This window comes from Roseicyclus mahoneyensis, from assembly GCF_003148775.1.
GTDB classification, from domain to species: Bacteria; Pseudomonadota; Alphaproteobacteria; order Rhodobacterales; family Rhodobacteraceae; genus Roseicyclus; species Roseicyclus mahoneyensis.
This window is the reverse complement of record NZ_QGGW01000001.1, coordinates 775,285-799,620: the sequence shown is the minus strand read 5'-3', so window position 1 is coordinate 799,620 and position 24,336 is coordinate 775,285. Positions and strand designations below refer to the sequence as shown.

The following is a 24,336-nucleotide window of genomic DNA, read 5'->3' as shown; positions in this document are numbered from 1 at the left end:
TGCGATGGGTCGCAGGGGCACGACCGGAGGTCAAGCCGTGGCCATGGAGGCGGTGTTGCTCGGGGTCACGGGTTCAGGATGCGGCGCTGCTGCGCTCGGTCTCAAGCTCGGCCACGTCCTTGAACTTGATCGACTCGCCGCAGCCGCAGGCGTCGGCGACATTGGGGTTGCGGAACTTGAAGCCGGATTCCAGCAGGCTCGTCTCGTAGTCGATCACGGTGCCGAACAAGAACATCTGAGCCATCGGCGCGATCATCACGCGTGCGCCCTCGGTTTCCACGATCTCGTCATGCGGGTCGATGTCGGTGACGTAATCCATGGTGTATTCCATGCCCGCGCAGCCGCCCTTCTTCACGCCGACGCGCAAGCCCTGATGCCCGTCGCGCGCCATCAGTTTTGCGATCTGCCGAACGGCTGCCGGGGTGATGGTGACGGCCTGCTTGCCGGGAATGCCGAACATGGAACCTGTCCTTCGGGGTTGGGGTGTTTTTCCCAATGTAGGGTGTTGTGCGCCGTCACTCAACCGAAGCTTGGCAAGATCGCCCAAAGCCCTCCGGCGCAGGCCAGACCCCAGCCCATGCTGAGCGCGCTGCCCCGGATCAGTCGTGCGCGCCCCCGCCCATCGCGCCTTGGCCGTTCGCGCGCTACCTGCGCGGCCTTTACGGCTAGGATGAAAGGCATGGCCCAAGGCAGGCCCGCCGCGACCAGCGCCGAGAGCGCCGTGCGTTCTGCCCAACCGAGGCGCACGCCGCGCCCATCGGCCTCGGGGTCGGTGCTCAGCGCGATGGCGACAGCATATTGCCCGCCCCGCGCCGCGAAGAGGAAAACCGCCAGGATCAGGTAGAACCGCGCCAGCCAGTCGATGCCCGACAGCGGGCTTTCGGCCCAGAGGCTTGGCGCCAAGGCCACGACGCCAAGGATCGAGACGATGTGCAGCATCTGGTCGACGACATAGGCCCCAAGACCGCCGCCCAACACATGCGTTTTCGTCAGGTCGATGGCCAGATGCGCCAGCGCCAGCGCCAGAAACCACCACGAAAGCTGCAGCGTCACCACCGGCATCATCGCCAGAACAACGCCGATATGCAGGCCGATGGCTGCGGGTCGGTCTTTGTTCTCGACCATCCATCGGGTCTGCAGCAGGTAATCGGCGATCACATGGGCCAGATAAAGCGCGGCAAATGTGGATGCGGCCATGATCTTCCGTTGCGCTGCCGTGGCCCGCGCCCGTCTTTGGGGCGGTCCGGTCCTGTCCTCGTCTCGGAATGGATCATGGCAGGGGGAAAAGTGCCCCACAAGGCCGGCGGCCTGCGGGGTTTCCGGGCTTTACATGAAGCCCAGTTCCAGCCGCGCCTCGTCCGACATCATGTCCATGCCCCAGGGCGGGTCCCATGTCAGTTCGACATCCACGTGCTTCACGCCTGCCAGCGGTTCGACCGCATCGGCGACCCAACCGGGCATCTCGCCCGCGACGGGGCAGCCCGGCGCGGTCAGCGTCATCACCACGCGCACGGCGTTGTCGGGTTTGATGTCGATCGTGTAGACCAGCCCGAGGTCGAAGATATTGACCGGAATTTCCGGGTCATAGACCGACCGGCAGGCCGCGACGATGTCGTCATACAGCGGGTGATCCGTGCTGGACGGCTCGATCAGGGGTGTTCCCTCAAGCTTCGGTTGCTGCTCGGACATCTGGGCTGGCCTTCCGCGGTAATCCTGAGCGAAGATATAAGGAAAGGGAAGCCGGGCGTAAAGGGTCGCTCAGACAGCGCCCCGGCCTGCGACCGCGTCAAGGCCCGCGCGCAAGCTGGCGGGGTCCATCCCGCCAAGCCGCGTCTCGATGCCGTGATGGGTCGCGCGCCACACTGGCAGGGCCGAGGCGAGCATGGCGCGCCCGGCCTCGGTCAGCGACAGGCGCCGACTGCGCCTGTCCTTGGGGTCGGGCGCCACCGTCACCAGCGCGCGGGCCTCAAGCGGTTTGAGCGCCGCCGTCAGCGTGGTGCGATCCATGCCCAGAAGCGGGACAAGATCGGTCATGCGCGGAGGCTCGGGGCGGTTCAGCGCCATCATCAGCGAGAATTGCCCGTTGGTCAGTCCAAGGTGCCGGAATGCGTCGTCAAAGACGCGCGCGATGGCGCGGGCGGCGCGCTGGCTGTGCAGGCACAGGCAGGTGTCGCGCACTTCAAGCGTGATGGCAAAGGGCGGGTCGGGGCTGTCCATGCAAAAGAGTTGATATCAACATAAATGCCTGTCAAGCTTCTATCACCGAATCCGTTCACGGAGTGCTGCCATGTCCTATGTTCACGGTTTCCTTCTCGCCGTCCCCGCCGACCGCAAGGAGCAGTATCGCCGCCACGCCGCCGACGCCTGGCCCGTCTTCGAAAAGCTCGGCTGCCTCTACGCACAGGAAAACTGGGGCGTGGATGTCGAGCCGGGCAAGGTGACGTCCTTTCCACAGGCCGTGAAGCTGGAGCAGGGCGAGGTGGTCGTCTTCGCCTGGATGATCTGGCCCGACCGCGCCACCTGCGATGCGGCCTGGGCGCAGATGATGGCCGACCCGACCCTGACCGAGGGGATGGGCGACATGCCCTTCGACGGGATGCGGATGATGTGGGGCGGGTTCGAGCCGCTCTTCGTTGCCGGAACCGCGCCCGCCGCCTGACGACCGTCAGCCGCCCCGGCGCTTGCGCACCGGCATGGGCCGCACCTTGCGCTCGATCGCATCGTAGAGCAACGCCGCGATGTTCTTGCCGGTGGCCAGTTCGATGCCCTCAAGCCCGGGGGAGGAATTGACCTCCAGCACCTTGGGGCCATCGTGGCTGCGCAGAAGGTCGACGCCGGCAAGCCCGAGACTGAAGACGCGCGCCGCCCTTACGGCGGTGTCGCGTTCTTCCTTGGTGATCCGGACCGGTTTTGCGCTGCCGCCCCGGTGCAGGTTCGACCGGAAATCATCGCCCGAGGCGGTGCGCTTCATCGCGGCGACGACCTTTCCGTCGACGACAAGACAGCGGATATCCTCGCCCGCCGCTTCCTTGACGAAATGCTGCACAAGGAAATTTGCCCGCAACCCGCGAAAGGCGTCGATCACCGATTGCGCGGCTTTCTTGGTTTCGGCCAGCACCACGCCCTTGCCTTGTGTCGATTCCAGCAGCTTGACGACGAGCGGGCCGGTGCCCACCAACGCAATCAGGTTGTCGGTATCCTTGGGGCTGGCGGCAAAGGCCGTCTGCGGCATGCCGATGCCACGGGCAGCCAGCAACTGGTGGGCGTGCAGCTTGTCGCGGCTGGCGGTGATGCCCGCGCTGCCGTTCACGCAATGCGTGCCCAGCATCTCGAACTGGCGCAGGACGGCGGTGCCGTAGCTGGTGACGGACGCTCCGATGCGCGGGATCACGGCATCATAGCGGGGCAGGCGGGTGCCGTCGTAATGCACCTCGGGCGCCAGCGCGTTGATCCCCATGTAGCAGCGCGTGGTATCGATGACTTCGACCGTGTGTCCGCGTTCCTCGCCTTCGGTCACCAGACGTCGTGTGGAATGATTGTCCTCGCGGCTCAGCACCGCGATGCGCAAGGACCGGTGGGGCGCGGCGAGCTTGACCTCGGCGGTGTGGTAGACGTCATAGCTCAGACGCTCCTGACAGAAGCTGGCGGTCGGGCTGATGCGCCAGTCGGGCGGGATCGCCTGCCGCCCGATCAGCATCCGGTAGGCCATGTTGGTGCGGTCGGTCAGCGTGATCTCGATCGGCACTTCGGCCCCGCCAATCCGGAGCGTGCTCTCGATCACGTAGCGCAATTCGCTCTCGCCGTTCGAGGAAATCACCTCGCGCCGGTCCCGGATCGGCGCGGAACAGGCGATGGTCAGGTCGGTGCGCCCGGGCACGGGATGCACGGCAAAGCGCAGCTTGGGCCGGGCCGCGGGGCCGAAAGGTTCGATGTCGAAGGCATGCAGCGCCGAGGTCTTGGCGCCGGTATCCACCTTGGCCTTGAGCGCGGGCAGACCCAAGCCGGGCAGCGCGACCCATTCTTCCCATCCAAGCGTCAGGGGCCGGTGTTGCATGACCATGGGCGCGCTCCTTGGCATCGCGGTGGAATCGGGGCATGACCTGCGGGGTTTCGCGGGGGCACGCAAGGATGACCATGGGCGATCTGTTCGAATTTCATGTGACAGCGACCGATGGCGCGGCCCGCACCGGTGCGATTTCCACGCCGCGTGGCCAGATCCGCACGCCCGCCTTCATGCCCGTTGGCACGGCGGCGACTGTCAAGGCGATGCTGCCCGAAAGCGTGGCGGCAACCGGTGCCGATATCTTGCTGGGCAACACCTACCATCTGATGCTGCGCCCCACGGCGGAACGCATCGCGCGGCTGGGGGGCTTGCATGCCTTCATGAACTGGACGGGGCCGATCCTGACCGACAGTGGCGGGTTTCAGGTCATGAGTCTGGCGGACCTCAGGAAGCTGACCGAAGAGGGCGTGACCTTTCGAAGCCATGTGGACGGGTCCAAGCACGTGCTGTCGCCCGAACGCTCGATGGAGATCCAGAAGCTGCTCGGCTCCGACATCGTGATGTGTTTCGACGAATGCCCTGCGCTGCCGGCGACCCGCGACCGGATCGCCGAAAGCATGCGGTTGTCGATGCGCTGGGCCGACCGGTCCAAGACGGCCTTTGGCGACAGGCCGGGCCATGCGCTCTTTGGCATCCAGCAAGGCGGGCTGGAACGCGATTTCCGCGAGGAATCAGCCGACGCGCTCAAGGCCATCGGCTTCGACGGCTACGCGGTCGGCGGTCTGGCGGTGGGCGAAGGGCAAGAGGCAATGTTCGCGTGTCTCGACTACGCGCCCGCGATGCTTCCGCAGGACAAGCCGCGCTATCTGATGGGCGTCGGCAAGCCCGACGACATCGTGGGGGCGGTCAAGCGCGGGATCGACATGATGGATTGCGTGCTGCCGTCCCGCTCGGGCCGCACTGGGCAGGCATGGACACGGATGGGCCAGATCAACATCAAGAACGCCCGCCATGCCGACGACCCCCGCCCGCTGGATGCGGATTGCAGCTGCCCGGCCTGCCGGAGCTATTCGCGGGCCTATCTGCACCACGTCTTCCGCGCGGGCGAGATGATTTCGGGCATGCTGCTGACGTGGCACAACCTGCATTATTATCAAGAACTTATGGCGGGCATGCGCGCGGCCATCGCCGAGGGGCGGTTCGCCGGCTTCGAGGCCGATTTTCACGCCCGGCGGGCTGACGGCGATATCGAGCCGCTTTAGGTCGGACTGGCTGTCAGAGCGCGGGCGTTGCGGGCGTGGCGCTGGGCAAGCCTTCGGGCGATACGCCCCGGCAAGACCGCGCGCGCGGCATGAGCCGGCGTTTCGGTCGAAAGACCGGGAAACAGCTGGCGCAATTCGCGCCGCGCTGCAGGGTCCAGCGCACGCAACGCCTGCCGTCCCACCAACAGCGTTTCCGCCCAAGCGCCTTCGGCCCGCACCAGTTCGTGCCGGTCCAGGCGCAAGTGGAGGTATCTGACCGGGGCAAACCGTAGCGATTGCGCGATGCCGGGAAGGGCGCACAGATGCTTGGCCGCGACCAGAACCTCCGGACTGCCGGTCATCCGTTCCGCGATGCGCGAGCGCACCAGCACCCGATGCTGCGGCGACAGCCACAGGTCGCGCTGCGGCAGCCCCGGCCCTAATGCCCCCGCCGCGAGGCGGAACGGGCGCAGGTCGGGCTGGGCAATGATGCCCGCAAGCGTCACGTCGCGCCGCCCGATCCAGCGCAGGGGCTGAGGCCCATGGTCCAGCGTCACCACGAGGTCGCCCACGCGCAGATCCTCGACCGCGACCGGCCCGCGCGCGGTCTCGATCATCGTGCCTGAACAAAAGCAATAGGCGCCATAGGCATCGACGAAATCGAGGTTGCCGTCATTGTCGCCCGTCGCCAGATCGCCGTTCTGCTCCGACGCGAGATAGGTCAGCGTCGTTGGGGTATCGGGCAGCCCGCCGCGGATGTCGTAGAGCAGGAAGCCGCCCGCGCCCTCGAACACGATGTAGTCATCGCCCGCCCCCACGCCCACGACATAATCGTGCTTTGGCGTCAGCGCGTCATGGCCCGGCACCACGGCCCAGCCGGTGATGTCGGTCGCGGGATCTCCGGTGCCGGTATAGACCTCCAGCGTCCAGACCTGACCGTTGAGAAAGCTGTCGTCGGTGGCATTGATATTGCCGCTCCAGACCAGCCGGTAAGTCGTGTCGCCCCCGGCCAGCGCCTGGGCGCCCGGCACGATCATGGCGAAATCGGCGTCGCCGCTATTGCCCTGATTATAGGGCGACCCGGTCACGCTGGCGATCTGGTCGCCGGTCAAGAGGATCGGGGTCGTATACATCTCTTGGCCGCCTTGGCTGTCGGAACGTTGGTTCCACTTGCTCCAACGGCGCGGCGGCACGACATATTAGGCAGGCGGACCGGCGCAGGCAGGGCGCAGGGCTTGACTGTCCCCGCACAACATTCGGTGCATTGTCACGGTTTCGCCACCATCCCTCCCTTGCGTCGCACCGATGGCGGGCGCAGGATGGGGATCGACGCGGCAAGGCGGCGGTGCTTGAAAGCCCCTGTCCCCCGCCCCAAGTTATGACATCCTGACCGGAAGGGGGCAGGGCGGCTGCGTAGACAGGGCCCGCCCCTTTGCCAAGACCAAGGAAGGCAAGAGCCAGTGACCCAACAAACCTATCCCGTGCTGCCGTTGCGCGACATTGTGGTGTTCCCGCACATGATCGTGCCGCTGTTTGTCGGCCGCGAGAAATCGGTGCGCGCCCTCGAAGAGGTGATGCAAGACGACAAGCAGATCCTGCTGAGTTCGCAGATCGATCCCGCCGTCGATGACCCGACGCCTGAAGGCATCTACCGCACCGGCGTGCTGGCCAATGTGCTGCAACTGCTCAAGCTGCCCGACGGCACCGTCAAGGTGCTGGTCGAGGGGCGCGCGCGCGTGCGGATCGAGGCCTTTACCGGAACCGACAGCTTCTTCGAGGCGCGCGTGACGCCGCTCGACGAGACTGAGGGCGATCCGGCGGCCGTGCAGGCGATGGTCGGCGCGGTGGCCGAGGAATTCGCCAAATATGCGAAGGTGAAAAAGAACATCCCCGAGGATGCGCTGACCAATGTCAGCGAGGCGACCGATCCCGCAAGGCTGGCCGATCTGGTGTCGGGCCATCTGGGCATCGAGGTGGGCCAGAAGCAGGAGCTTCTGGAGACCCTCGACGTGGCTGTGCGGCTTGAAAAGGTCTATGGCCTGATGCAGGGCGAAATGTCGGTGCTGCAGGTCGAGAAGAAGATCAAGAGCCGCGTGAAGAGCCAGATGGAGCGCACGCAGCGTGAATACTACCTCAACGAGCAGATGAAAGCGATCCAGCGCGAACTGGGCGACGGTGAGGAGGGCGCGGGCGAACTGGCCGAGCTGGAAGATCGCATCGCGGGCACGAAACTGTCAAAGGAAGCCCGCGACAAGGCAGAGGCGGAACTGAAGAAGCTCAAGAACATGTCGCCCATGTCGGCCGAGGCTACCGTGGTGCGCAACTACCTCGACTGGATGCTGTCGATCCCATGGGGCGTGAAATCCCGCGTGAAAAAGGATCTGGGTCGCGCCGAGGCGGTGCTTGATGCCGACCACTACGGGCTTGAGAAAGTCAAGGAACGCATTGTCGAATACCTTGCCGTGCAATCGCGCAGCCAAAAGCTGAAAGGCCCGATCCTGTGCCTTGTCGGCCCGCCGGGCGTGGGCAAGACGTCGCTTGGCAAATCGGTCGCCAAGGCCACGGGGCGCGAATTCATCCGCATCAGCCTTGGCGGTGTGCGCGACGAATCGGAAATCCGTGGCCACCGGCGGACCTACATTGGCTCCATGCCCGGCAAGATCATTCAGGCGCTGAAAAAGGCCAAGACCACCAACCCGCTGATCTTGCTCGATGAGATCGACAAGATGGGGCAGGATTTCCGGGGCGACCCGGCCAGCGCCATGCTCGAGGTGCTGGACCCGGAACAGAACTCTACCTTCATGGATCACTACCTCGAGGTGGAATACGACCTCTCGAATGTCATGTTCCTGACCACGGCAAACTCCTACAACATGCCAGGGCCGCTCTTGGACCGGATGGAGATCATTCCGCTGGCGGGCTACACCGAGGATGAAAAGCGCGAGATCGCCAAGCATCACCTCGTCGAGAAGCAGACGAAGAACCACGGGCTGCGCGCCCGCGAATTCGAGCTGACCGACGCGGCGCTGACCGACATCATCCGCTATTACACCCGCGAGGCAGGCGTGCGGAACCTCGAGCGCGAGATCGCCAAACTGGCGCGCAAGGCGGTGACGATGATTGTCCGGAAACAGGCGGACAAGGTCATCGTCACGCCCGCCAAGCTCGAAGAGATGCTGGGCGTGCGGCGCTTCAAGTTCGGTCTGGCCGAACGCGATGACCAGGTGGGTGTCGTGACGGGACTTGCCTGGACCAGCGTGGGCGGCGACCTTCTGTCGATCGAGGCGCTGCGCCTGCCCGGCAAGGGCCGGATGAAAACCACCGGCAAGCTTGGCGATGTGATGAAGGAATCCATCGACGCGGCCGCGAGCTACGTGCGGTCCATCGCACCCAAGATCGGGGTCAAGCCGCCCCGGCTCGACAGTTGGGATATCCATGTCCACGTGCCCGAGGGGGCCACGCCCAAGGACGGGCCGTCTGCAGGCATCGCCATGGTGACCTCGATCGTGTCCGTCCTGACCCAGATCCCTGTGAAGAAGGGCATCGCCATGACCGGCGAGGTCACGCTGCGCGGCCATGTGCTGCCCATCGGCGGGCTGAAGGAAAAGCTGCTGGCCGCGCTCCGGGGCGGTATCACCACGGTGATGATTCCGCAGGAAAACGAAAAGGACCTGACGGAGATCCCCGATAACGTGAAACAGGGCCTGACGATCATCCCCGTGAGCCATGTGTCCGAGGTTCTGGAACGCGCGCTGGCCCGCCAGCCCGAGCCAGTGGATTGGGACGAGGAAGCCGAAGCTGCCGCCGCAGCCTCTCGTGCCGCCGAGCGCGGCGGCGAGGGGGCCGTCGCGCACTGAGCGACGCCATCATTGCCGCAAAGGCGCGCCGCGGCATCTGCTGCGCGCCTTTGCGCTGCAAGGATCTGCCGCTGGCGCGGATCACCCACCCCTTGTCTGTTGCAACCAAATCGCGCTTGGAAACCCGGATGGCTTTTGGGAAGCAGTCGCCCTTGCGGGTGCCCGGCGCGGACGGCAAGGTGCCGCCATCACCGCGCCTTAGGGATCGCAGGACATGACCCAAAGCCATTCCCGCCGGCGTATCTTGCTGGCTGCCGGTGCGGCGCTTGCCACGCCCTTTCTGGTGCGTCCCGCTGCGGCGCAGCAATCGCGCACCGAGCCACTCATAACGCTGCCCGGTGACATTACCCATGGCGATCAGGCCACGATTACCCGCGTGCGCACCGCCCGGCCGCTGGTGGCGCTGACCTTCGACGATGGCCCCCACCCCAGCCTCACCCCGCAACTTCTTGATATCCTTGCGGCACGCCAGATACGGGTCACCTTTTACGTGATCGGGTCGCGGGTGGTGCGCCAGCCCGAACTCACCCGCCGCATTGCCTTGGCCGGTCATGAAATCGGCAATCACACATGGTCGCACCCCAGCCTTTCGGGCCTCGGCGATGCGGCCATCCTGTCCGAGTTGGACAGGACCACGCAGGCCGTGTTCGATGCGGTCGGCCGCCCGCCCGTCACCATGCGCCCGCCCTATGGGAATCTGTCGGGGCGCCAGCGCCTGATGGTGCACCGGGAACGCAACCTGCCCACTGTGCTGTGGTCGGTCGACCCGCAGGATTGGCGACGACCGGGGGCATCTGTCGTCACCAGCCGGATCGTCAATGCCGCTCATCCCGGCGGGGTGATTCTGGCCCATGACATCCAGAGCGGCACCGTGAACGCGATGCCCGCCACGCTCGACGCGCTTCTCGCGCGCGGCTATCAGTTCGTCACCATGTCCGAGCTGATTGGCTGGCCGCGCTGGAACCAGCGCCGCATCCGTCTGGCCGCAAGGGCGAGCTGAGGGTTTCGCGCAAGACCCGCCCACAAGATCTGGCCCCCTCTTGCAACCTTCGATAGCATGGTGCCCGAGGATCACATCGGGCGACTTGCGACAGTGCCGCGGCCCGCACGGAGGACAGCATGGCGACCAGCCGCAAGACCCCATCCAAGACCACCACCGCCAAGGCGACCGCTGCCGGTCCCAAGCGGCGTGCAGGCGGCAAGCGTGCCGCCGCGGCGGACCCGAACGCCGAAGCCGCGGCGAGCCCACCTGCCGACGCGCGCCCGCATCTGCGCGCGGTCGAGACCGCCGCACCGGCCCCTGCCGCCAAGACCAAGGCCAAGGCTGAGACCGCGACCACGACCGATGGCGCGGATGCGAGCGGCTCCGACCCGCGCTTCAAGCGTGCCGATCTGATCGAGGCGGTGGCCGAGCGCACTGCGCTCAAGAAATCCGATGCCAAACTCGTGCTCGACCTGGTGCTTGAGGAACTGGGCCGTGCGCTCGATCGCACGGATGATCTGATCCTCCCGCCGCTTGGCAAGCTGTCGGTCAAGCGGCGCAAGCCAGATGCCGATGGTCCCGGCATCCTGACCCTCAAGCTGCGCCGCCCCGGTTCGGGCGCGTCCAAGGGCGACGAAAGCCCCCTTGCAGACCCGGATGAGGATGGCTAAAGACCCATCCACCCGGCGGGTGATTAGCTCAGTGGTAGAGCGCTTCGTTCACATCGAAGATGTCGGGGGTTCAAATCCCTCATCACCCACCATCTTTCCTGCTCGGTCTCTGCCCTGATCCTGAGCGTTGCACAGCCACGCAGTCACGGGCTTGCCCGTCACGGCCCAAGCGGCTATCAGGCACGCGCCCGGGTGGTTAGCTCAGTTGGTAGAGCGCTTCGTTTACACCGAAGATGTCGGGGGTTCGAGTCCCTCACCACCCACCAATCCCCCGTCTCCAGATCCCGCCGATCTCATGGCGCTTCGATCATAGCGCTCTTGCGTGATCCGTGCGGGGCGAAGTCGTGCAGGTTCTGCCTCCGCGACCTAAAATTTTCCGACGGTCCGGCGTTGTCTGAGCAAACAGCTCTTTGAGGACACGATCATGCTCGACAGCGCCCCAGCAGAAACTGCGATCGACGAAGCCCAGTCCGCCTTGTTGCGCATGGTCGATGCAACACAGGCCGTGATCCACTTCACCGTGGACGGGATCATCTTGCAGGCGAACGCCAATTTCCTCGCGGCGCTTGGATACACGGCCGATGCGATCGTGGGCCAGCATCACAAGATGTTCGTCTCCCCAGATTACGCGCGCAGCCCGGACTACGTGCGATTCTGGGACAAGTTGCGTTCAGGCCAGAGCTTTACGGATCAATTCCCCCGCATCACCCGGACCGGCCAGACGATCTGGATTCAGGCGACCTATGCGCCCGTCTTCGACCCTGCGGGCAGGGTGAGCCGCGTCATCAAGATCGCGACCGATGTCACCAAACGGCGTCAGGTGATCGATGACCTTGCCCATGGGCTGGAGCGGCTGCGCGACGGTGACCTGACCTGCCGGCTGGCGGTCAGTGATCTGCCGGATCTTGCGATTCTGGGCGAGGCGTTCAATCGCACCACAGAGGGCTGGCGTGCGCTGGTCGGGCGGCTGTCGCTTGTGACCGATACGGTCGGCACCATCAGCGGCACGATCGGCGCGCTGTCCACGGATCTGTCCGAACGGACAGCCACGCAGGCCTCGGCGCTTGGTCAGACCGCCGCCGCCGTGGCGCAACTGACCCAGACCGTGAAAAGCGCGGTCGAGGATGCGCAGCACGCCGACGGGATTGCCTCCGAGACCCGCAAGAAGGCCACCGGCAGCAGCAAGCTGGTCGAAGAGGTGATGGAGGCGATGACCCGCATCCAGAAATCGTCTGGCCGTATTTCCCATATCGTCAGCACCATCGACGCAATCGCGGTGCAGACCAACCTTCTCGCGCTCAACGCGGCGATCGAGGCGGCCCGCGCCGGTCCTGCCGGGCGCGGCTTTGCGGTGGTTGCCTCGGAAGTCCGGCAGTTGTCGCAACGCAGTTCGGAAAGCGCCCGCGAGATCGCAGAGCTGGTCGATGAAAGTGGTCGCCACGTGGCCGATGGCGTTGAACTCGTCAACAACGCCGGCCGCGAACTGAGCGGCATCTTTCAGGGCATCGAGCATCTGTCCGAAACCATGGCGCGGACCGCCGCCGAGATCGCGGCGCAATCGGCAACGCTGTCGCAAATCAACGGGGCAGTCGGTCAGCTTGACCGGGTCACGCAAGAAAACGCGAATATGGTGGTGCAGACCACCTCGGCGGCGCGGGCGCTGTCGGAAGCCTCGGACAACCTGACCTCCGAGGTGTCGACCTTTCAGGTCGTGGATGCGCGGCCCGGCGTCGATCCGCGCGCAGCCCTTGCCTTGTGGGGCCGGATCGCGCGCGGCTGAGGCGCGCGGGGCAAGGCGCGCGGGGCCGTCATTACCGCGCAACCAGTCATGGCCCGTCGCGCAGACCCATTGCCGCCGCGCGCGCGCCGGGGCAGGGTGCACGCCATGATGATCCGACGCGCAACTCCCGCTGACCTGCCCGCCATCGGGGCGCTGCATGCTGCCAATTGGCGACGGGATTATGCAGACCTTCTGCCCGACAGCGTTCTGGGCGCCACCACCGAGGCGGCGATGCGGCAGCGCTGGGGCGCGGGCGCCCTGGACGGCCCGCTGTCGGTGCTGGTGGCGCTCGATGGGCCCGGGCTGGTGGGTTCGTCGCCTTCGATCCTGCCGACCCTTCGGGCGTGCATGTCGATGCGCTGCACGTCGCGGCGAGACAGCGCGGCCGTGGCATTGGCGGGGCGTTGCTGGCGGCCGTGTCGCTCTCGGCGAAAGGGCAGCCGGTCTGGCTCGAGGTGCTGGAGGGCAATGCCTCCGCCCGCGCCGTCTATGCCGCTTGGGGCGGGGACGAGGGGCCGGTCTTCGAGGATGTGGTGCTGGGGGCGGTGGTCCCGGCGCGGCGCGTGACATGGGCCGACAGCCGCCGCCTTGCCGATCCAGCGAAGGGCAGAGCCCGCAGATGAGCCCGCAGGCCCGCGCGATCCTCTTCGTTCTGGTCGCGGTGTTTTGCGGCTCGGTCAATGACAGCGGGATCAAGATGTTGTCGGGCGATTACCCGCTGCACCAGACGGTGTTCTTCCGCTCGGTCGTTGCGCTGACGGTCAGCATGGCCTTTCTCTACCACGAGGGCGGGCTGGCCCTGTTGCGCACCGACCGGCCGGGGCTGCATGCCTTGCGCGCAGGGCTGGTGATGATCTCGAACATGACCTTTTTCGCGGCGCTCGCGGTGATGCCGCTGGCGGCCGCGACGGCGCTGTTCTTCGTCGCGCCGCTGTTCATCACGCTTCTGGCCATCCCGGTGCTGGGGGAGCCTGTCGGCCGTCACCGGCTGACCGCGATCGTCGTGGGGTTGGCGGGGGTGGCCGTGATGATGGCGCCGGGCGTCGACTGGGGGGATATCGGGCGGGCGAGCCTGCTTTTGCCGCTGGCGGCGGCGGCCTGTTATTCGTGGATGCAGGTGCTGACCCGCAAGCTGGGGGCGCGGTCGACCGCCTCGGCCATGGCAGTCTATATCCAGGCCAGTTTCCTCGGCTTCTCGGCGCTGTTTTATGTCGTCGCGGGCGATGGTCGTTTTGCCGAAGGGGCGACGCATCCTTCGGTGGTGTTCTTGCTGCGGGCCTGGGTCTGGCCTGCGACGGCGGATGTACCGGTCTTCGTGCTGATCGGTGTGATGTCGGCGATGATCGGCTATTGCATGGGCATGGCCTACAAGCTGGGCACGGCCTCGGTCGTGGCGTCTTATGAATATGCTGCCTTGCCGCTGGCCATCTTGTGGGGCTGGCTGATCTTTGGCGAGGTGCCGCGCGCGGCGGTCTGGGTCGGCATCGTCCTGATCGCGGGGGCGGGGCTTTACGTCTTTGCGCGCGAGCGGGCGCAGGGCCGCACCTTGGCTTCGGCGCGCCCGATCCGGCGGATCTGAGAAATCGGGCGGGCCGCGCGAAAGGGCGCTTGACGGCCCGGACTGGGGAACCTAAAGCACCCCTCACGCGCGGTTGTAGCTCAGTTGGTTAGAGTACCGGCCTGTCACGCCGGGGGTCGCGGGTTCGAGCCCCGTCAACCGCGCCACTTCTTCCTTTTCGCTACCGTCCTTGCGGCTGGTGAAGCGTCTGTGGGCCTGTCACGAGCGCATGACCTTGCCCGCAAGGTGTCGGCCCGCCTCCGTCATCTCGCGCGCACGGTGGAGGATCGGTACCAGCCACGACATCACCGGTTCGCCCCAGAACCTTGCGATGATCAGGGCGTCATCCGCGTTGGCCGCCAACCATTTCAGGGCCTCATAGCTGGCATTGCCGACAACGCCCTGCACGCTTGCCTGCATGATGCCGCTGGTGGCCAGAATGACCAACCAGTTGCGCACCAAGGGCGTTCGCAAGCCGCTGAACTGATCCTCGACCGCACCATCCGCCGCCGCCCGCGCGAGGGAGGCCACTTGCTGCGCCGCCAGCGGGCTTTCGGCAATCGCCTCGGCCAGCCGGGTTTCCGCCTCGATCTCCGCCTGATCGCGGCGCAGCAGCTGGTTTTCCCGGATCCGGTCCAGCAGCAAGGTGACTTCGGGTGTGCCAAGCGTCAGCCCGGGCCCGATATCCAGCACGACCGCCAGCGTTTGCACCATGTCCCGGTCCGCCATCGGTGCAAGCTGCCGATGCGCCCGGCGCAACGTCTCGATGCACAGATGCACCCGCACCGGTTCCATCGCGCTGAGGCCGCCGTGCAGGCGGTCGCGCAACCGACAGGCCTCGCGGTAGATGCCATCGTCTTGATTGGCCGAGATGCGGATCAGATCTTTGACCCGCTCCTCCAGTTCGTCGAAAAGGGCGGCGCGCAGCGGATCATCATCCGGCCGCTCCAGCGGCGCCGACAGCAAGTCAATCGCACCGTCCACAACCTGCAAGGGCAGGGCCGGGTCCGGGGCAGGGGCTGCCGTTCGGGTCTGCTCGGCCCCATACGGCAAGGGCTCCGGCCAGGGCGGCAGGGTGCGCAGATAGGCCAGTGTCTGAGATGTGCGCGTCTGATCGTCCTCGATCGCCGACAGCCGCGCCAACTCGGGATCGCGCAGGGCAGGGGTGTCATGGAACCATAGGTTGGCTGTCTCGGACTCTCCCAGTTTGGCCAAGTCACGAAGGGGACGTAGGTCGATGACGTGTGTGCCGCTAAGCTTGAGCCTGTTCAGCGCAGTTAGGCCCGCGAGGGGGGTAATGTCCGCGACCTGAGTGCCGTCCAGCCCGAGTGATTCCAGTGCTGGGAGACCAGACAAGGGGGAGACGTCGGCGACCAGTGTATTGTTGAGCCCAAGCAACTGCAGCGCGGTGAGACCTGCCAGGGGAGAAATGTCGACGATCTGTGTCCGGTCAAGCCAGAGCGATTGCAGCGCGCTCAGGCCCGCCAGAGGAGAGATATCGGCGACCTGACTGCGGGTCAGATAGAGCGATTGCAGACCGGGGATGCTCGCAAGGGGGGAGATATCGGCGACCTGTGTGCGATCAAGCAAGAGCACTTGCAGCATGGTGAGGCAGGACAGGGGGGAGATATCTTCGATCTTCGTGCTCTCGAGCGAGAGCGCTTGAAGCTCTTTGAGACCCGAAAGGGGCGAAAAATCTGCGACTGGAGTGCCCGCCAACCTGAGCGATTGTAGCGCGATGAGGCCCGCTAGAGGAGAGATATCGGCTACTTGAGTGTCACTGAGATCGAGCGACCTCAGCACAGTTAAGTCCCCGAGGGGGGTGACGTCGGTTACCTGCGTGTGGTTGAGCCATAGAACCTTAAGCTCGTTGAGGCCCGTGAGGTGGCTAATGTCGGCGATCCTTGTGCCGTCCAGCCTGAGCGATTGCAGTGCGGTTAGCTCCGTTAACTCGGGGGGCAACCGGTTTAGCGCAGCGAACCGATCCTCGCTCAAGTCAAGCTCCGTCCCACCCGCCGCCTTGACCCGCGCGATCTCCTCCAATGCTGCCGCGTAGGCGTCTTCTGCCGCGCCCATCCCTGCCTCCGGTCCAATTCCGCTCGATCCTCCGCCATCCGGCGGCCTGCGCCAAGCGCGAACTTGGGGGCAAAGCCTGCCGTTTCGTGCTTGACCGCATCCGCCCCCTCGGCTACCTCCGCCACCACGCGCGGTTGTAGCTCAGTTGGTTAGAGTACCGGCCTGTCACGCCGGGGGTCGCGGGTTCGAGCCCCGTCAACCGCGCCACTTTCTCTCTTATCCTTGGCCCCGCTGGACCTGCCCGCGCCTTGCGCTAGGCTTGCTCGCCATGCGCTTCCTTGTCCTCGCCCTTGCCTGTATTGCCACTCCCGCCGCTGCCCAAGAGACACGGCCGGTGACGCTCGACCCCGCCGCTGTATTGGCTTTGGCCGCCGAGCCTTGGCGTGACCGGGCGGGCTTTGTCGCGCGGCTTGAGGCCGTTCTTGGCCCGGTTACCCTCGACCAGCCGGACTTGCCCGAGACGCTTCACGGCGACGATCCCTTCCTGTGGTCCCTGACCGGGCGGTTCGGCGCGCCTTTGCCGGGCAGCACCGTGGCAGGCGGGATCATAGCTTGCGCGCGCTACGGCCTGGCCACGCGTGACCGGCTAAGCGGGACGGCCTTTTCGGACCGCGAGGTCTTTGCGCTCTTTGCGGCCACCCAGCCCGCCAATGACGATGCAGTGGCCTGGCCCGAGACCGGGCTGGCGCGGCTGGCTTGCATGATTACATGGGATGACACCCGCCGCGTCGCCATCATTCCGGAGGCCGCCGCGCGCGGGGCGGTGTTTGCGCTTTTCGCCTCGGTCACGCGGGACGATGACGCCAGCCTGCGGGGCGGAGCCCCGGCAGGCCATGCGCCGATCTATGGCGCCGAGGGATACCGGCTGGAGGGGCGGGGCGGACTTGAGACCAGCGTGATGCGGCTCGATCGCGGCTTGATCGAGTTGCAGCTCAGCCATCAGGTGATCCGCTTCCGGTCCTACCTGCTCAATGGCGGCATGTGAGCGGGGAGCCAAGGACCGGGGCATCGAGCACGGTCCCGCGCCTGTGCCTCCGGCGGGAGTATTTTCGAAGCAAAAACGGGGTGGCTCAGCCCCGGTGGATCCAGCCGCCGCCCAGCACCCGGCTGCCATCGGTGTGGTAGAAGACGCAAGCCTGCCCCGGGCTGACGCCTTCCTCGGGGGTAAGCAGCGTCACCTCGGCCTCGGTGGGGGACAGCGGGCGGATCACCGCGGGGCGCGGCGGGCGGGTGGAGCGGATCTTGACCTCCACCTCCCACTCGTCCCGCGAGGTCAGCGGCACGTCGCCCAGCCAGTTGATCTCGCGCAAGGGCACGGTGCGGGTCGAGAGCATGTCCTTTGGGCCGACGACGACCTGCCGCGTGTCGGGGTCGAGCTTGACGACGTAAAGCGGGTCGGCAAGGCCCCCGATGCCAAGGCCGCGGCGCTGCCCGATGGTGTAGTGGATCACGCCGCGGTGCTGGCCCAGAACGGTCCCGTTGGCATCCACGATGTCGCCGGGGTCGGCAGCGCCCGGGCGCAGTTTCTCGATCACGGCGGCATAATCGCCATTGGGGACGAAACAGATGTCCTGACTGTCGGGTTTGTCGGCGACGGGCAGGCCGTATTTTGCTGCAAGTGCCCGCGTCTCGGCCTTGGACGCCAGATGGCCCAGAGGGAAGCGCAGGAAATCGAGCTGGTCCTGCGTGGTCGAGAAGAGGAAATAGGACTGGTCGCGCGCGGCGTCCGTTGCGCAATGCAGCTCGGCCCCGTGCGCGCCCGTCTTGCGCTGGATGTAATGACCAGTAGCCATGCAATCGGCGTCCAGATCGCGCGCGGTCTGCAGCAGATCCTTGAACTTGACCCTTTCGTTGCAACGGATGCAGGGCACGGGCGTGGCGCCCGCCAGATAGCTGTCGGCGAACTCGTCGATCACGGCCTCGCGGAATGTGTTCTCGTAGTCCAGCACATAATGCGGGAACCCCATGGTTTCGGCCACGCGCCGCGCATCATGGATGTCGCGGCCCGCGCAGCACGCGCCCTTTTTCGCCAGCGCCGCGCCATGGTCGTACAGCTGGAGAGTCACGCCCACAACGTCATAGCCTTCCTCGGCCAGCCCTGCGGCCACGACCGACGAATCGACCCCGCCCGACATGGCGACCACCACGCGGGTCTGCGAAGGCGGCTTGGCGAAGCCGAGCGAATTGAGCGTGTCGGGCCGGTCGAGGGCCATGGCGGCGTCCTTTGGTCGGAGCAGGCGGGCAGGGGGTTTCGTGGGGAATATAGGAAAATCGCGCCTATCCACAAGCGCCGCGCTTACCTCGAATTAAGCCGGGCCTGCGCAAGTGTCGCTTGGCACGACCACAGGAGAGATGGCCAGCAATGTACATCCGACGCATTCCGGGGCCCCATGCGGTGACCCTGCCTGACGGGCGCACGATGACGCGCGCCGATCTTCCCGCACCCGCGACCCAGCGCTGGGTCGCCAGCCGCAAGGCCGCCGTGGTGCAGGCCGTGGATGGCGGTCTGATCACCGCCGAAGAGGCGCTGGAGATATGGGGCCTGTCGGTGGAAGAGCTTGACAGCTGGCGCGGTGCGGTCGCGCGCCATGGCATCCGGGCGCTCAAGGCGACGGCGCTGCAACGCTTTCGCAATTGATATCCCGCATGCTCTCAAAATGAACGCAGAAACCTGTCGAAAAGGGTAACTTGAAATTAACCATTTCGGCGGACGCTCAGGAGAACCAGATTGAGATTCGGAGTGACCTGATGCGCGTTTTGCTTGTCGAAGACGACCCCACCACGTCCCGCAGCATCGAGATGATGCTTCGTCATGCCAACCTCAATGTCTACGCCACCGATCTGGGCGAGGAAGGCATCGATCTGGCAAAGCTCTATGATTACGACATCATCTTGCTCGACCTGAACCTGCCCGACATCCATGGCCATGACGTCCTGCGCCAGTTGCGCAGCGCGCGGGTCAACACGCCGATCCTGATTCTTTCGGGCCTCGACGATCCTGATACCAAGCTCAAGGGCTTCGGGTTCGGTGCCGATGATTACCTCACCAAGCCCTTCCACCGCGAGGAACTGGTGGCGCGCATACATGCCATCATCCGTCGCTCCAAGGGGCATGCGCAATCGGTCATCAAGACCGGGCGCATCGCCGTCAACCTCGACGCCAAGACCGTGGAGGTGGGCGGGCAGACCGTGCATCTGACCGGCAAGGAATACCAGATGCTCGAACTGCTGAGCCTGAGGAAGGGCACGACCCTGACCAAGGAGATGTTTCTCAACCACCTTTACGGCGGCATGGACGAGCCCGAGTTGAAGATCATCGATGTCTTCATCTGCAAGCTGCGCAAGAAACTCTCGGTTGCGACCGGCGGGCAGACCTATATCGAGACCGTATGGGGGCGCGGCTACGTGCTGCGCGACCCTATTGCGGGTCAAGATGCGATGGGCATCGCCATGAACGCCTGACGCGGGCTGGAAATCTGCACGCGACCCTCCTAAACCCAATCACACCAGACCGGGCAGGAAGGGAGGGGGCAGCCGCATGGCCGATGAGACCGATCGCGCGACGGAGCGAGCCGCTGCCTTGACCGAGACAGACGCGCGCGTGCGGCTAGGCGAACTGGCACGCCTTCTCGAAGGTGCCAACCGCGCCTATTACCAAGATGACGCGCCCGAGCTTACGGACGCGGAGTACGACCGGCTCAAGCGCGAGAATGCCGCGATCGAGGCGCGCTTTCCCGCGCTCAAGCGCGCCGACAGCCCCAGCGACCGGATCGGGGCCGTCCCTGCCGAGGGGTTCGGCAAGATCATCCACGCTCAGCGCATGCTGTCGCTGGCCAATGCCTTCGACGCGGCGGATGTGGCCGATTTCGTGACGGGCATCCGGCGCTACCTGAACCTGCCCGAGGACGCACCGCTGGACTTTACCGCCGAGCCAAAGATTGACGGGCTGTCGCTGTCGCTGCGCTACGAGGGTGGGCAGCTCGTCAGCGCCGCCACCCGCGGCGACGGTGAGACCGGCGAGAATGTGACCGCCAATGCGCGCCAGATCGCCGATATTCCAGACAAGATCACCGGCGCGCCCGATGTGCTTGAGGTGCGCGGCGAGGTCTACATGAGCCACGCCGATTTCGCCGCGCTGAACGCGCGCCAAGAGGCGTCTGGGGGGAAAAGCTTCGCCAATCCCCGCAACGCCGCTGCCGGGTCACTGCGCCAGCTTGACGCCGCGATCACCCGGGCCCGGCCGCTGCGCTTTTTCGCCTATTCCTGGGGTCAGATTTCCCAGCCTCTTGCCGCCACGCAGGCGCAGGCCATCGCGCGGCTGGCGGCCTTGGGCTTTCAGACCAATCCGTTGACCCGCCGCTGCGAGTCGCTGGAGGCGATGCTGACCCATTACGCCGGCATCGAGGCGGCCCGCGCGACGCTGGGCTATGACATCGACGGCGTGGTCTACAAGCTTGACGATCTGGCGCTGCAGGATCGGCTTGGCCTGCGCTCCACCACGCCGCGCTGGGCCATCGCGCATAAATTCCCCGCCGAGCTGGCCTGGACCCGGCTTGAAGCCATCGACATTCAGGTCGGCCGCACCGGCGCGCTCAGTCCTGTAGCGCGATTGGTGCCCGTCACCGTCGGCGGTGTCGTGGTGTCTAACGCCACGCTGCACAACGAGGATTACATCGCGGGGCGGGATGCGCGCGGGCACACCATCCGCGACGGCAAGGATATTCGCGTGGGCGACTGGGTGCAGGTCTACCGCGCGGGCGATGTGATCCCCAAGATCGCCGATGTCGACCTGTCGCGCCGCCCTGAAAGGGCGCTGCCCTATGTGTTCCCGACGGCTTGCCCGGAATGCGGATCGGATGCCGTGCGCGAGGAAGGTGACGCCGTGCGCCGCTGCTCCGGCGGGCTCATCTGTCCGGCGCAGGCGGTCGAGAAGCTGAAACATTTCGTCTCGCGCGCGGCCTTCGATATCGAGGGTTTGGGGGCGAAGCAGGTTGAGGCCTTCCATGCTGATGGATGGGTGAAGGAGCCCGCCGATATATTTGATCTAAAAGAGAAATACGGTCAGGGTTTGCAGCAGCTCAAGAACCGGGAGGGGTGGGGCGAGAAGAGTGCTGCAAACCTGTTCGACGCGATCGACGAGCGTCGGCGCATCGGGCTGGGCCGGTTGATCTTTGCCCTTGGCATCCGCCATGTCGGCGAGGTGGCGGCGAGCGATCTGGCGCGCCACTTCGGCACCTGGGCCGCCTTCATCGACACGGTCGACCTCGCCGTGCGGGAGCCTGCGGCCGCAGCGCCGGACGCCAAGGCGCGCAAGGCTTGCCTTGCCGACAGTCCCGCCTGGTCCGAGATCACCGCCATCGACGGCATTGGCGAAGCGGTCGCCGTGGCGCTGACCACCACCCTGTCACAAGAGGCCGAGCGCGCCTCGATCGACCGGCTGATCGCCCATCTCGACATCATGGCCCCGCCCGCGCGCAAGACCGATGGCAGCCCGGTGGCGGGAAAGACCGTCGTATTCACCGGCACGCTCGAAAAGATGACCCGCGCCGAGGCTAAGGCGCGGGCCGAGGCTTTGGGGGCCAAGGTCGCGGGCAGCGTCTCGGCCAAGACCGACATCCTTGTCGCCGGGCCCGGCGCGGGGTCCAAGGCCACGAAGGCCGCCGAACTGGGGATCGAGACGCTGGACGAGGATGGCTGGCTGGCCTTGATCGCCGGGGCGGCGCCCGGCGATGGCTGAGGGGCCGTCGCATCCCAAGGGGCGGCCGGAAGAGCTATGGCCGCTCTTTGCGGGGCTTGAGACGCTTGACGGTGTTGGCCCAAAGACAGCCAAGCATTACAAGGCATTGGCTGTCGAGACGCCGAAAGACCTGTTGCTGACCCTGCCCATCGGCGGCGTGGACCGGGCGCGCGCGACCTCGATCCGCGACGTGCCCCTGCCCGGCGTGGCGACGGTCGAGGTGACGGTGGGCTTGCACCGCGCGCCCGCGGGCCGCGGCCCCTATCGCATAGAGGTGGAGGATGCCAAGACCAGTTTCCAGCTCGTCTTTTTCCATGCCAAGGGCGATTACCTCGCGCGCATCCTGCCCACGGGCAGCCGCCGCATCGTGTCAGGCAAGGTGGAGCTGTTCGACGCCATCGCCCAGATGCCGCACCCCGACCATATCCTGCCGCCCGAGGAGTCGGACGAGATCCCGCCCTTTGAGCCGGTCTATCCGCTGACGGCGGGCGTCACGCAAAAGGGAATGCGCCGGGCCGTCGCCTCGGCGCTGGAGCGTGCGCCGATCCTTGGCGAATGGATCGACATTCCCTTGGCCGAGCAAAAGAACTGGCCCGCCTGGCATGACGCCATCGCCGCCGCCCATGCGCCGGCCAGTGCTGCCGATCTGGCGCGGGGCGCACCGGCGCGGGAGCGGCTGGCTTTTGACGAGCTGTTCGCCCACCAGTTGACGCTGGCCTTGGCGCGCGCCTCGGCTCGCCGGGGCAAGGGGCGCGTGACGCAAGGGAACGGGCGTTTGCGGCAACAGGTGCTGGCAAGCCTGCCGTTCCGTCCGACGGCCGCGCAGATGCGCGCCATCGACGAAATTGCCGCCGATATGGCGGAGCCGACCCGGATGAACCGGCTTTTGCAAGGTGACGTCGGCGCGGGAAAGACTCTGGTGGCGCTGATGGCGCTCTTGGTCGCGGTTGAGGCGGGCGGGCAGGGTGTGATGATGGCGCCGACCACGATCCTTGCGGGTCAGCATTACGCCAATCTCAAACCGCTGGCCGAGGCGGCAGGTGTGGTGATCGAGTTGCTCTCGGGGCAGGACAAGGGGGCGGAGCGGCGCGCGAAACTCGCCGCGCTCGGGCGGGGCGACATCCAGATCCTTGTGGGCACCCATGCGGTGTTCCAGTCCGACGTGGCCTTCGCCGACCTGCGGCTGGCCATCGTCGACGAACAGCACCGCTTCGGCGTGCGCCAGCGCATCAAGCTGGGCGAAAAGGGGCAGGGCGCCGATGTGCTGGTGATGACGGCCACGCCCATCCCCCGCACGTTGAGCCTTGCGCAATACGGCGACATGGATGTGAGCGTGCTGGATGAAAAGCCGCCCGGTCGCACGCCGGTGACAACCGCGCTGGTGTCCTCGGGGCGGATAGACGAGGTGGTGGACCATTTGCGCCGCGCGGTGGCCGAGGGGCGGCAGGCCTATTGGGTCTGCCCTCTGGTCGAGGAAAGCGAGAATTTCGACGCGACCGCTGCCGAAGAACGGTTCAAGCTCTTGCGCGCCGCCTTGGGTGAAGGGGTGGTGGGGCTGGTCCACGGCCAGCTGCCGCCCGACGAAAAGACGGCCGCGATGATGGCCTTTGCGCAGGGCGAGACGCGGGTGCTGGTCGCCACGACCGTGATCGAGGTGGGCGTGGATGTGCCCAACGCCTCGATCATGGTGATCGAACAGGCCGAGATTTTCGGCCTTGCGCAACTCCACCAGTTGCGGGGCCGCGTCGGCAGGGGGGCGGCCGCCTCTACCTGCCTGTTGATGTATCGCCCCCCTCTGGGCGAGACGGCGCGGCGCCGGTTGATGGTGCTGCGCGACACCGAGGACGGGTTCCGCATCGCCGAGGAGGATCTGGCAATCCGCGGCGCGGGCGATGTGATCGGCACCGCACAATCGGGTCTGCCGCGGTTCCGCATCGCCGATCTGGAGGCGCAGACGGGGCTGATGGCCTTGGCGCAATCGGCGGCGCGCACGCTTTTGGTGCGCGATCCCGGTCTGATCGGCCCGCAGGGGCAATCTGCCCGCGTGTTGCTGTGGCTGTTGGAGCAGGACAAGGCGATCCGGCTGATTTCGGCAGGGTGACCCGTTTTGTTCGCCTATGTTCTCAAAAAGTTCTTGACCTGTGGTCGGGAAAATGAGAACAAAGCGGTAACACGACGGCAATAGGAGCGAAGCCCATGACCCGCATCACCGAGTTTCTGGCCCGCAACGGCGACACCCTGCTGGGTGACACCGCAGGGGTTCTGGCACTGGCGATATTCACCTACGGGCTGTTGCACCTGCCCGGCCTCGTCTGAGTTTTTTCGGTTTCTGCCTGCGGTCCGACAGGGCCAACGGGTGCGGCGACTGTCCCCGCCCGCACCCTTGCCAAGCCCGGATTGCCTCCCGGGACGTGGTCTTGTCGATGGATAC

Annotated in this window: 21 protein-coding genes and 4 tRNA genes; 17 read left to right on the top strand and 8 right to left on the bottom strand. The window is 66.0% G+C overall.

Annotated elements, in window-relative coordinates; all coding sequences use genetic code 11:
• Positions 1 to 73 precede the first annotated feature (73 nt).
• The 4 genes from C7455_RS03925 to C7455_RS03910 form a co-directional block, all read right to left on the bottom strand.
• Positions 74 to 460 carry a HesB/IscA family protein gene (locus C7455_RS03925; protein WP_109665614.1) on the bottom strand — a complete coding sequence of 129 codons (387 nt, stop codon included), beginning with the start codon at positions 458 to 460 and terminating at the stop codon, positions 74 to 76.
• Between the two features lie 59 nt (positions 461 to 519).
• Positions 520 to 1,197 (bottom strand): DUF3307 domain-containing protein, encoded by a 678-nt coding sequence (locus C7455_RS03920; RefSeq protein WP_109665611.1) that lies wholly within the window; start codon positions 1,195 to 1,197, stop codon positions 520 to 522.
• Between the two features lie 129 nt (positions 1,198 to 1,326).
• Positions 1,327 to 1,689, bottom strand: a complete 363-nt coding sequence (locus tag C7455_RS03915; protein ID WP_109665608.1) for an SUF system Fe-S cluster assembly protein — start codon at positions 1,687 to 1,689, stop codon at positions 1,327 to 1,329.
• 69 nt (positions 1,690 to 1,758) lie between these two features.
• On the bottom strand, positions 1,759 to 2,217 hold the full coding sequence (locus C7455_RS03910; RefSeq protein ID WP_109665606.1) for a MarR family winged helix-turn-helix transcriptional regulator: 459 nt from the start codon (positions 2,215 to 2,217) through the stop codon (positions 1,759 to 1,761).
• Between the two features lie 70 nt (positions 2,218 to 2,287).
• On the opposite strand from C7455_RS03910, the gene C7455_RS03905 reads away from it, so the two are divergent.
• Positions 2,288 to 2,659 (top strand): DUF1428 domain-containing protein, encoded by a 372-nt coding sequence (locus C7455_RS03905; RefSeq protein WP_109665603.1) that lies wholly within the window; start codon positions 2,288 to 2,290, stop codon positions 2,657 to 2,659.
• A gap of 6 nt (positions 2,660 to 2,665) precedes the next feature.
• Here C7455_RS03905 and rimK read toward each other — a convergent pair whose 3' ends face one another.
• Entirely contained in the window at positions 2,666 to 4,060 is a 1,395-nt protein-coding gene (rimK, locus tag C7455_RS03900; protein ID WP_245904202.1) for a 30S ribosomal protein S6--L-glutamate ligase, read from the bottom strand.
• Positions 4,061 to 4,134: 74 nt separating this feature from the next.
• Here rimK and tgt point away from each other — a divergent pair, with 74 nt between their 5' ends.
• Entirely contained in the window at positions 4,135 to 5,265 is a 1,131-nt protein-coding gene (gene tgt, locus C7455_RS03895) for a tRNA guanosine(34) transglycosylase Tgt (protein WP_109666163.1), read from the top strand.
• On the opposite strand, the gene C7455_RS03890 is transcribed toward tgt, so the two are convergent.
• Positions 5,262 to 6,377 (bottom strand): Hint domain-containing protein, encoded by a 1,116-nt coding sequence (locus C7455_RS03890; RefSeq protein ID WP_245904201.1) that lies wholly within the window; start codon positions 6,375 to 6,377, stop codon positions 5,262 to 5,264. The genes tgt and C7455_RS03890 overlap by 4 nt on opposite strands.
• A gap of 384 nt (positions 6,378 to 6,761) precedes the next feature.
• Here C7455_RS03890 and lon point away from each other — a divergent pair, with 384 nt between their 5' ends.
• From lon to C7455_RS03845, 9 genes are all read left to right on the top strand, one after another.
• Complete coding sequence (lon, locus tag C7455_RS03885; RefSeq protein ID WP_245904226.1) at positions 6,762 to 9,101, top strand: endopeptidase La; 2,340 nt, start codon at positions 6,762 to 6,764, stop codon at positions 9,099 to 9,101.
• A gap of 214 nt (positions 9,102 to 9,315) precedes the next feature.
• A complete protein-coding gene (locus C7455_RS03880) occupies positions 9,316 to 10,101 on the top strand; it encodes a polysaccharide deacetylase family protein (protein ID WP_109665598.1) in 786 nt (261 codons plus the stop codon).
• Between the two features lie 119 nt (positions 10,102 to 10,220).
• The gene (locus C7455_RS03875; protein ID WP_109665595.1) at positions 10,221 to 10,754 is read left to right on the top strand and encodes an HU family DNA-binding protein; all 534 of its coding nucleotides are present in this window, start codon (positions 10,221 to 10,223) and stop codon (positions 10,752 to 10,754) included.
• A gap of 17 nt (positions 10,755 to 10,771) precedes the next feature.
• Positions 10,772 to 10,846, top strand: a tRNA-Val gene (locus C7455_RS03870).
• A 98-nt stretch (positions 10,847 to 10,944) separates the two neighbouring features.
• Positions 10,945 to 11,020: transfer RNA gene (locus C7455_RS03865), tRNA-Val, on the top strand.
• Positions 11,021 to 11,178: 158 nt separating this feature from the next.
• Positions 11,179 to 12,534 carry a methyl-accepting chemotaxis protein gene (locus C7455_RS03860; RefSeq protein ID WP_109665593.1) on the top strand — a complete coding sequence of 452 codons (1,356 nt, stop codon included), beginning with the start codon at positions 11,179 to 11,181 and terminating at the stop codon, positions 12,532 to 12,534.
• 167 nt (positions 12,535 to 12,701) lie between these two features.
• A complete protein-coding gene (locus tag C7455_RS20575; protein WP_109665591.1) occupies positions 12,702 to 13,157 on the top strand; it encodes a GNAT family N-acetyltransferase in 456 nt (151 codons plus the stop codon).
• A complete protein-coding gene (locus C7455_RS03850) occupies positions 13,154 to 14,113 on the top strand; it encodes a DMT family transporter (protein WP_109665589.1) in 960 nt (319 codons plus the stop codon). Before C7455_RS20575 ends, C7455_RS03850 begins: the two co-directional genes overlap by 4 nt.
• Positions 14,114 to 14,182: 69 nt before the next feature.
• Positions 14,183 to 14,259: transfer RNA gene (locus tag C7455_RS03845), tRNA-Asp, on the top strand.
• Positions 14,260 to 14,311: 52 nt separating this feature from the next.
• Here the strand turns inward: C7455_RS03845 and C7455_RS03840 are convergent.
• Positions 14,312 to 16,168 (bottom strand): leucine-rich repeat domain-containing protein, encoded by a 1,857-nt coding sequence (locus tag C7455_RS03840; protein WP_146199916.1) that lies wholly within the window; start codon positions 16,166 to 16,168, stop codon positions 14,312 to 14,314.
• 130 nt (positions 16,169 to 16,298) lie between these two features.
• Between C7455_RS03840 and C7455_RS03835 the strand changes: the two genes are divergently transcribed.
• Both C7455_RS03835 and C7455_RS03830 read left to right on the top strand, forming a co-directional pair.
• A tRNA-Asp gene (locus C7455_RS03835) sits at positions 16,299 to 16,375 on the top strand.
• Positions 16,376 to 16,436: 61 nt separating this feature from the next.
• On the top strand, positions 16,437 to 17,153 hold the full coding sequence (locus tag C7455_RS03830; protein WP_146199915.1) for a hypothetical protein: 717 nt from the start codon (positions 16,437 to 16,439) through the stop codon (positions 17,151 to 17,153).
• Positions 17,154 to 17,238: 85 nt separating this feature from the next.
• Here the strand turns inward: C7455_RS03830 and mnmA are convergent, their stop codons facing one another.
• Positions 17,239 to 18,381: a tRNA 2-thiouridine(34) synthase MnmA gene (mnmA, locus tag C7455_RS03825; RefSeq protein WP_109665580.1), complete on the bottom strand. Its 1,143-nt coding sequence runs from the start codon at positions 18,379 to 18,381 to the stop codon at positions 17,239 to 17,241.
• 149 nt (positions 18,382 to 18,530) lie between these two features.
• Between mnmA and sciP the strand changes: the two genes are divergently transcribed.
• From sciP to recG, 4 genes are all read left to right on the top strand, one after another.
• Positions 18,531 to 18,806 carry a CtrA inhibitor SciP gene (gene sciP, locus C7455_RS03820; protein ID WP_109665577.1) on the top strand — a complete coding sequence of 92 codons (276 nt, stop codon included), beginning with the start codon at positions 18,531 to 18,533 and terminating at the stop codon, positions 18,804 to 18,806.
• Between the two features lie 110 nt (positions 18,807 to 18,916).
• Complete coding sequence (gene ctrA / locus C7455_RS03815; protein WP_109665574.1) at positions 18,917 to 19,630, top strand: response regulator transcription factor CtrA; 714 nt, start codon at positions 18,917 to 18,919, stop codon at positions 19,628 to 19,630.
• A 76-nt stretch (positions 19,631 to 19,706) separates the two neighbouring features.
• On the top strand, positions 19,707 to 21,905 hold the full coding sequence (gene ligA, locus C7455_RS03810; protein ID WP_109665572.1) for an NAD-dependent DNA ligase LigA: 2,199 nt from the start codon (positions 19,707 to 19,709) through the stop codon (positions 21,903 to 21,905).
• Positions 21,898 to 24,006 carry an ATP-dependent DNA helicase RecG gene (recG, locus tag C7455_RS03805; protein ID WP_109665569.1) on the top strand — a complete coding sequence of 703 codons (2,109 nt, stop codon included), beginning with the start codon at positions 21,898 to 21,900 and terminating at the stop codon, positions 24,004 to 24,006. Before ligA ends, recG begins: the two co-directional genes overlap by 8 nt.
• Positions 24,007 to 24,336 lie beyond the last annotated feature (330 nt).

What these genes read in the sequence shown, in the direction of transcription:
- C7455_RS03890 (WP_245904201.1), bottom strand. Translation starts at nt 6,377, where the DNA reads ATGTATACGACCCCGATCCTCTTGACCGGCGACCAGATCGCCAGCGTG.
- C7455_RS03910 (WP_109665606.1), bottom strand. Translation starts at nt 2,217, where the DNA reads ATGGACAGCCCCGACCCGCCCTTTGCCATCACGCTTGAAGTGCGCGAC.
- C7455_RS03925 (WP_109665614.1), bottom strand. Translation starts at nt 460, where the DNA reads ATGTTCGGCATTCCCGGCAAGCAGGCCGTCACCATCACCCCGGCAGCC.
- C7455_RS03830 (WP_146199915.1), top strand. Translation starts at nt 16,437, where the DNA reads ATGCGCTTCCTTGTCCTCGCCCTTGCCTGTATTGCCACTCCCGCCGCT.
- C7455_RS03850 (WP_109665589.1), top strand. Translation starts at nt 13,154, where the DNA reads ATGAGCCCGCAGGCCCGCGCGATCCTCTTCGTTCTGGTCGCGGTGTTT.
- C7455_RS03880 (WP_109665598.1), top strand. Translation starts at nt 9,316, where the DNA reads ATGACCCAAAGCCATTCCCGCCGGCGTATCTTGCTGGCTGCCGGTGCG.
- C7455_RS03840 (WP_146199916.1), bottom strand. Translation starts at nt 16,168, where the DNA reads ATGGGCGCGGCAGAAGACGCCTACGCGGCAGCATTGGAGGAGATCGCG.
- recG (WP_109665569.1), top strand. Translation starts at nt 21,898, where the DNA reads ATGGCTGAGGGGCCGTCGCATCCCAAGGGGCGGCCGGAAGAGCTATGG.
- C7455_RS03875 (WP_109665595.1), top strand. Translation starts at nt 10,221, where the DNA reads ATGGCGACCAGCCGCAAGACCCCATCCAAGACCACCACCGCCAAGGCG.
- rimK (WP_245904202.1), bottom strand. Translation starts at nt 4,060, where the DNA reads ATGGTCATGCAACACCGGCCCCTGACGCTTGGATGGGAAGAATGGGTC.
- ctrA (WP_109665574.1), top strand. Translation starts at nt 18,917, where the DNA reads ATGCGCGTTTTGCTTGTCGAAGACGACCCCACCACGTCCCGCAGCATC.
- lon (WP_245904226.1), top strand. Translation starts at nt 6,762, where the DNA reads ATGATCGTGCCGCTGTTTGTCGGCCGCGAGAAATCGGTGCGCGCCCTC.
- sciP (WP_109665577.1), top strand. Translation starts at nt 18,531, where the DNA reads ATGTACATCCGACGCATTCCGGGGCCCCATGCGGTGACCCTGCCTGAC.
- tgt (WP_109666163.1), top strand. Translation starts at nt 4,135, where the DNA reads ATGGGCGATCTGTTCGAATTTCATGTGACAGCGACCGATGGCGCGGCC.
- C7455_RS03905 (WP_109665603.1), top strand. Translation starts at nt 2,288, where the DNA reads ATGTCCTATGTTCACGGTTTCCTTCTCGCCGTCCCCGCCGACCGCAAG.
- C7455_RS03920 (WP_109665611.1), bottom strand. Translation starts at nt 1,197, where the DNA reads ATGGCCGCATCCACATTTGCCGCGCTTTATCTGGCCCATGTGATCGCC.
- ligA (WP_109665572.1), top strand. Translation starts at nt 19,707, where the DNA reads ATGGCCGATGAGACCGATCGCGCGACGGAGCGAGCCGCTGCCTTGACC.
- mnmA (WP_109665580.1), bottom strand. Translation starts at nt 18,381, where the DNA reads ATGGCCCTCGACCGGCCCGACACGCTCAATTCGCTCGGCTTCGCCAAG.
- C7455_RS03860 (WP_109665593.1), top strand. Translation starts at nt 11,179, where the DNA reads ATGCTCGACAGCGCCCCAGCAGAAACTGCGATCGACGAAGCCCAGTCC.
- C7455_RS03915 (WP_109665608.1), bottom strand. Translation starts at nt 1,689, where the DNA reads ATGTCCGAGCAGCAACCGAAGCTTGAGGGAACACCCCTGATCGAGCCG.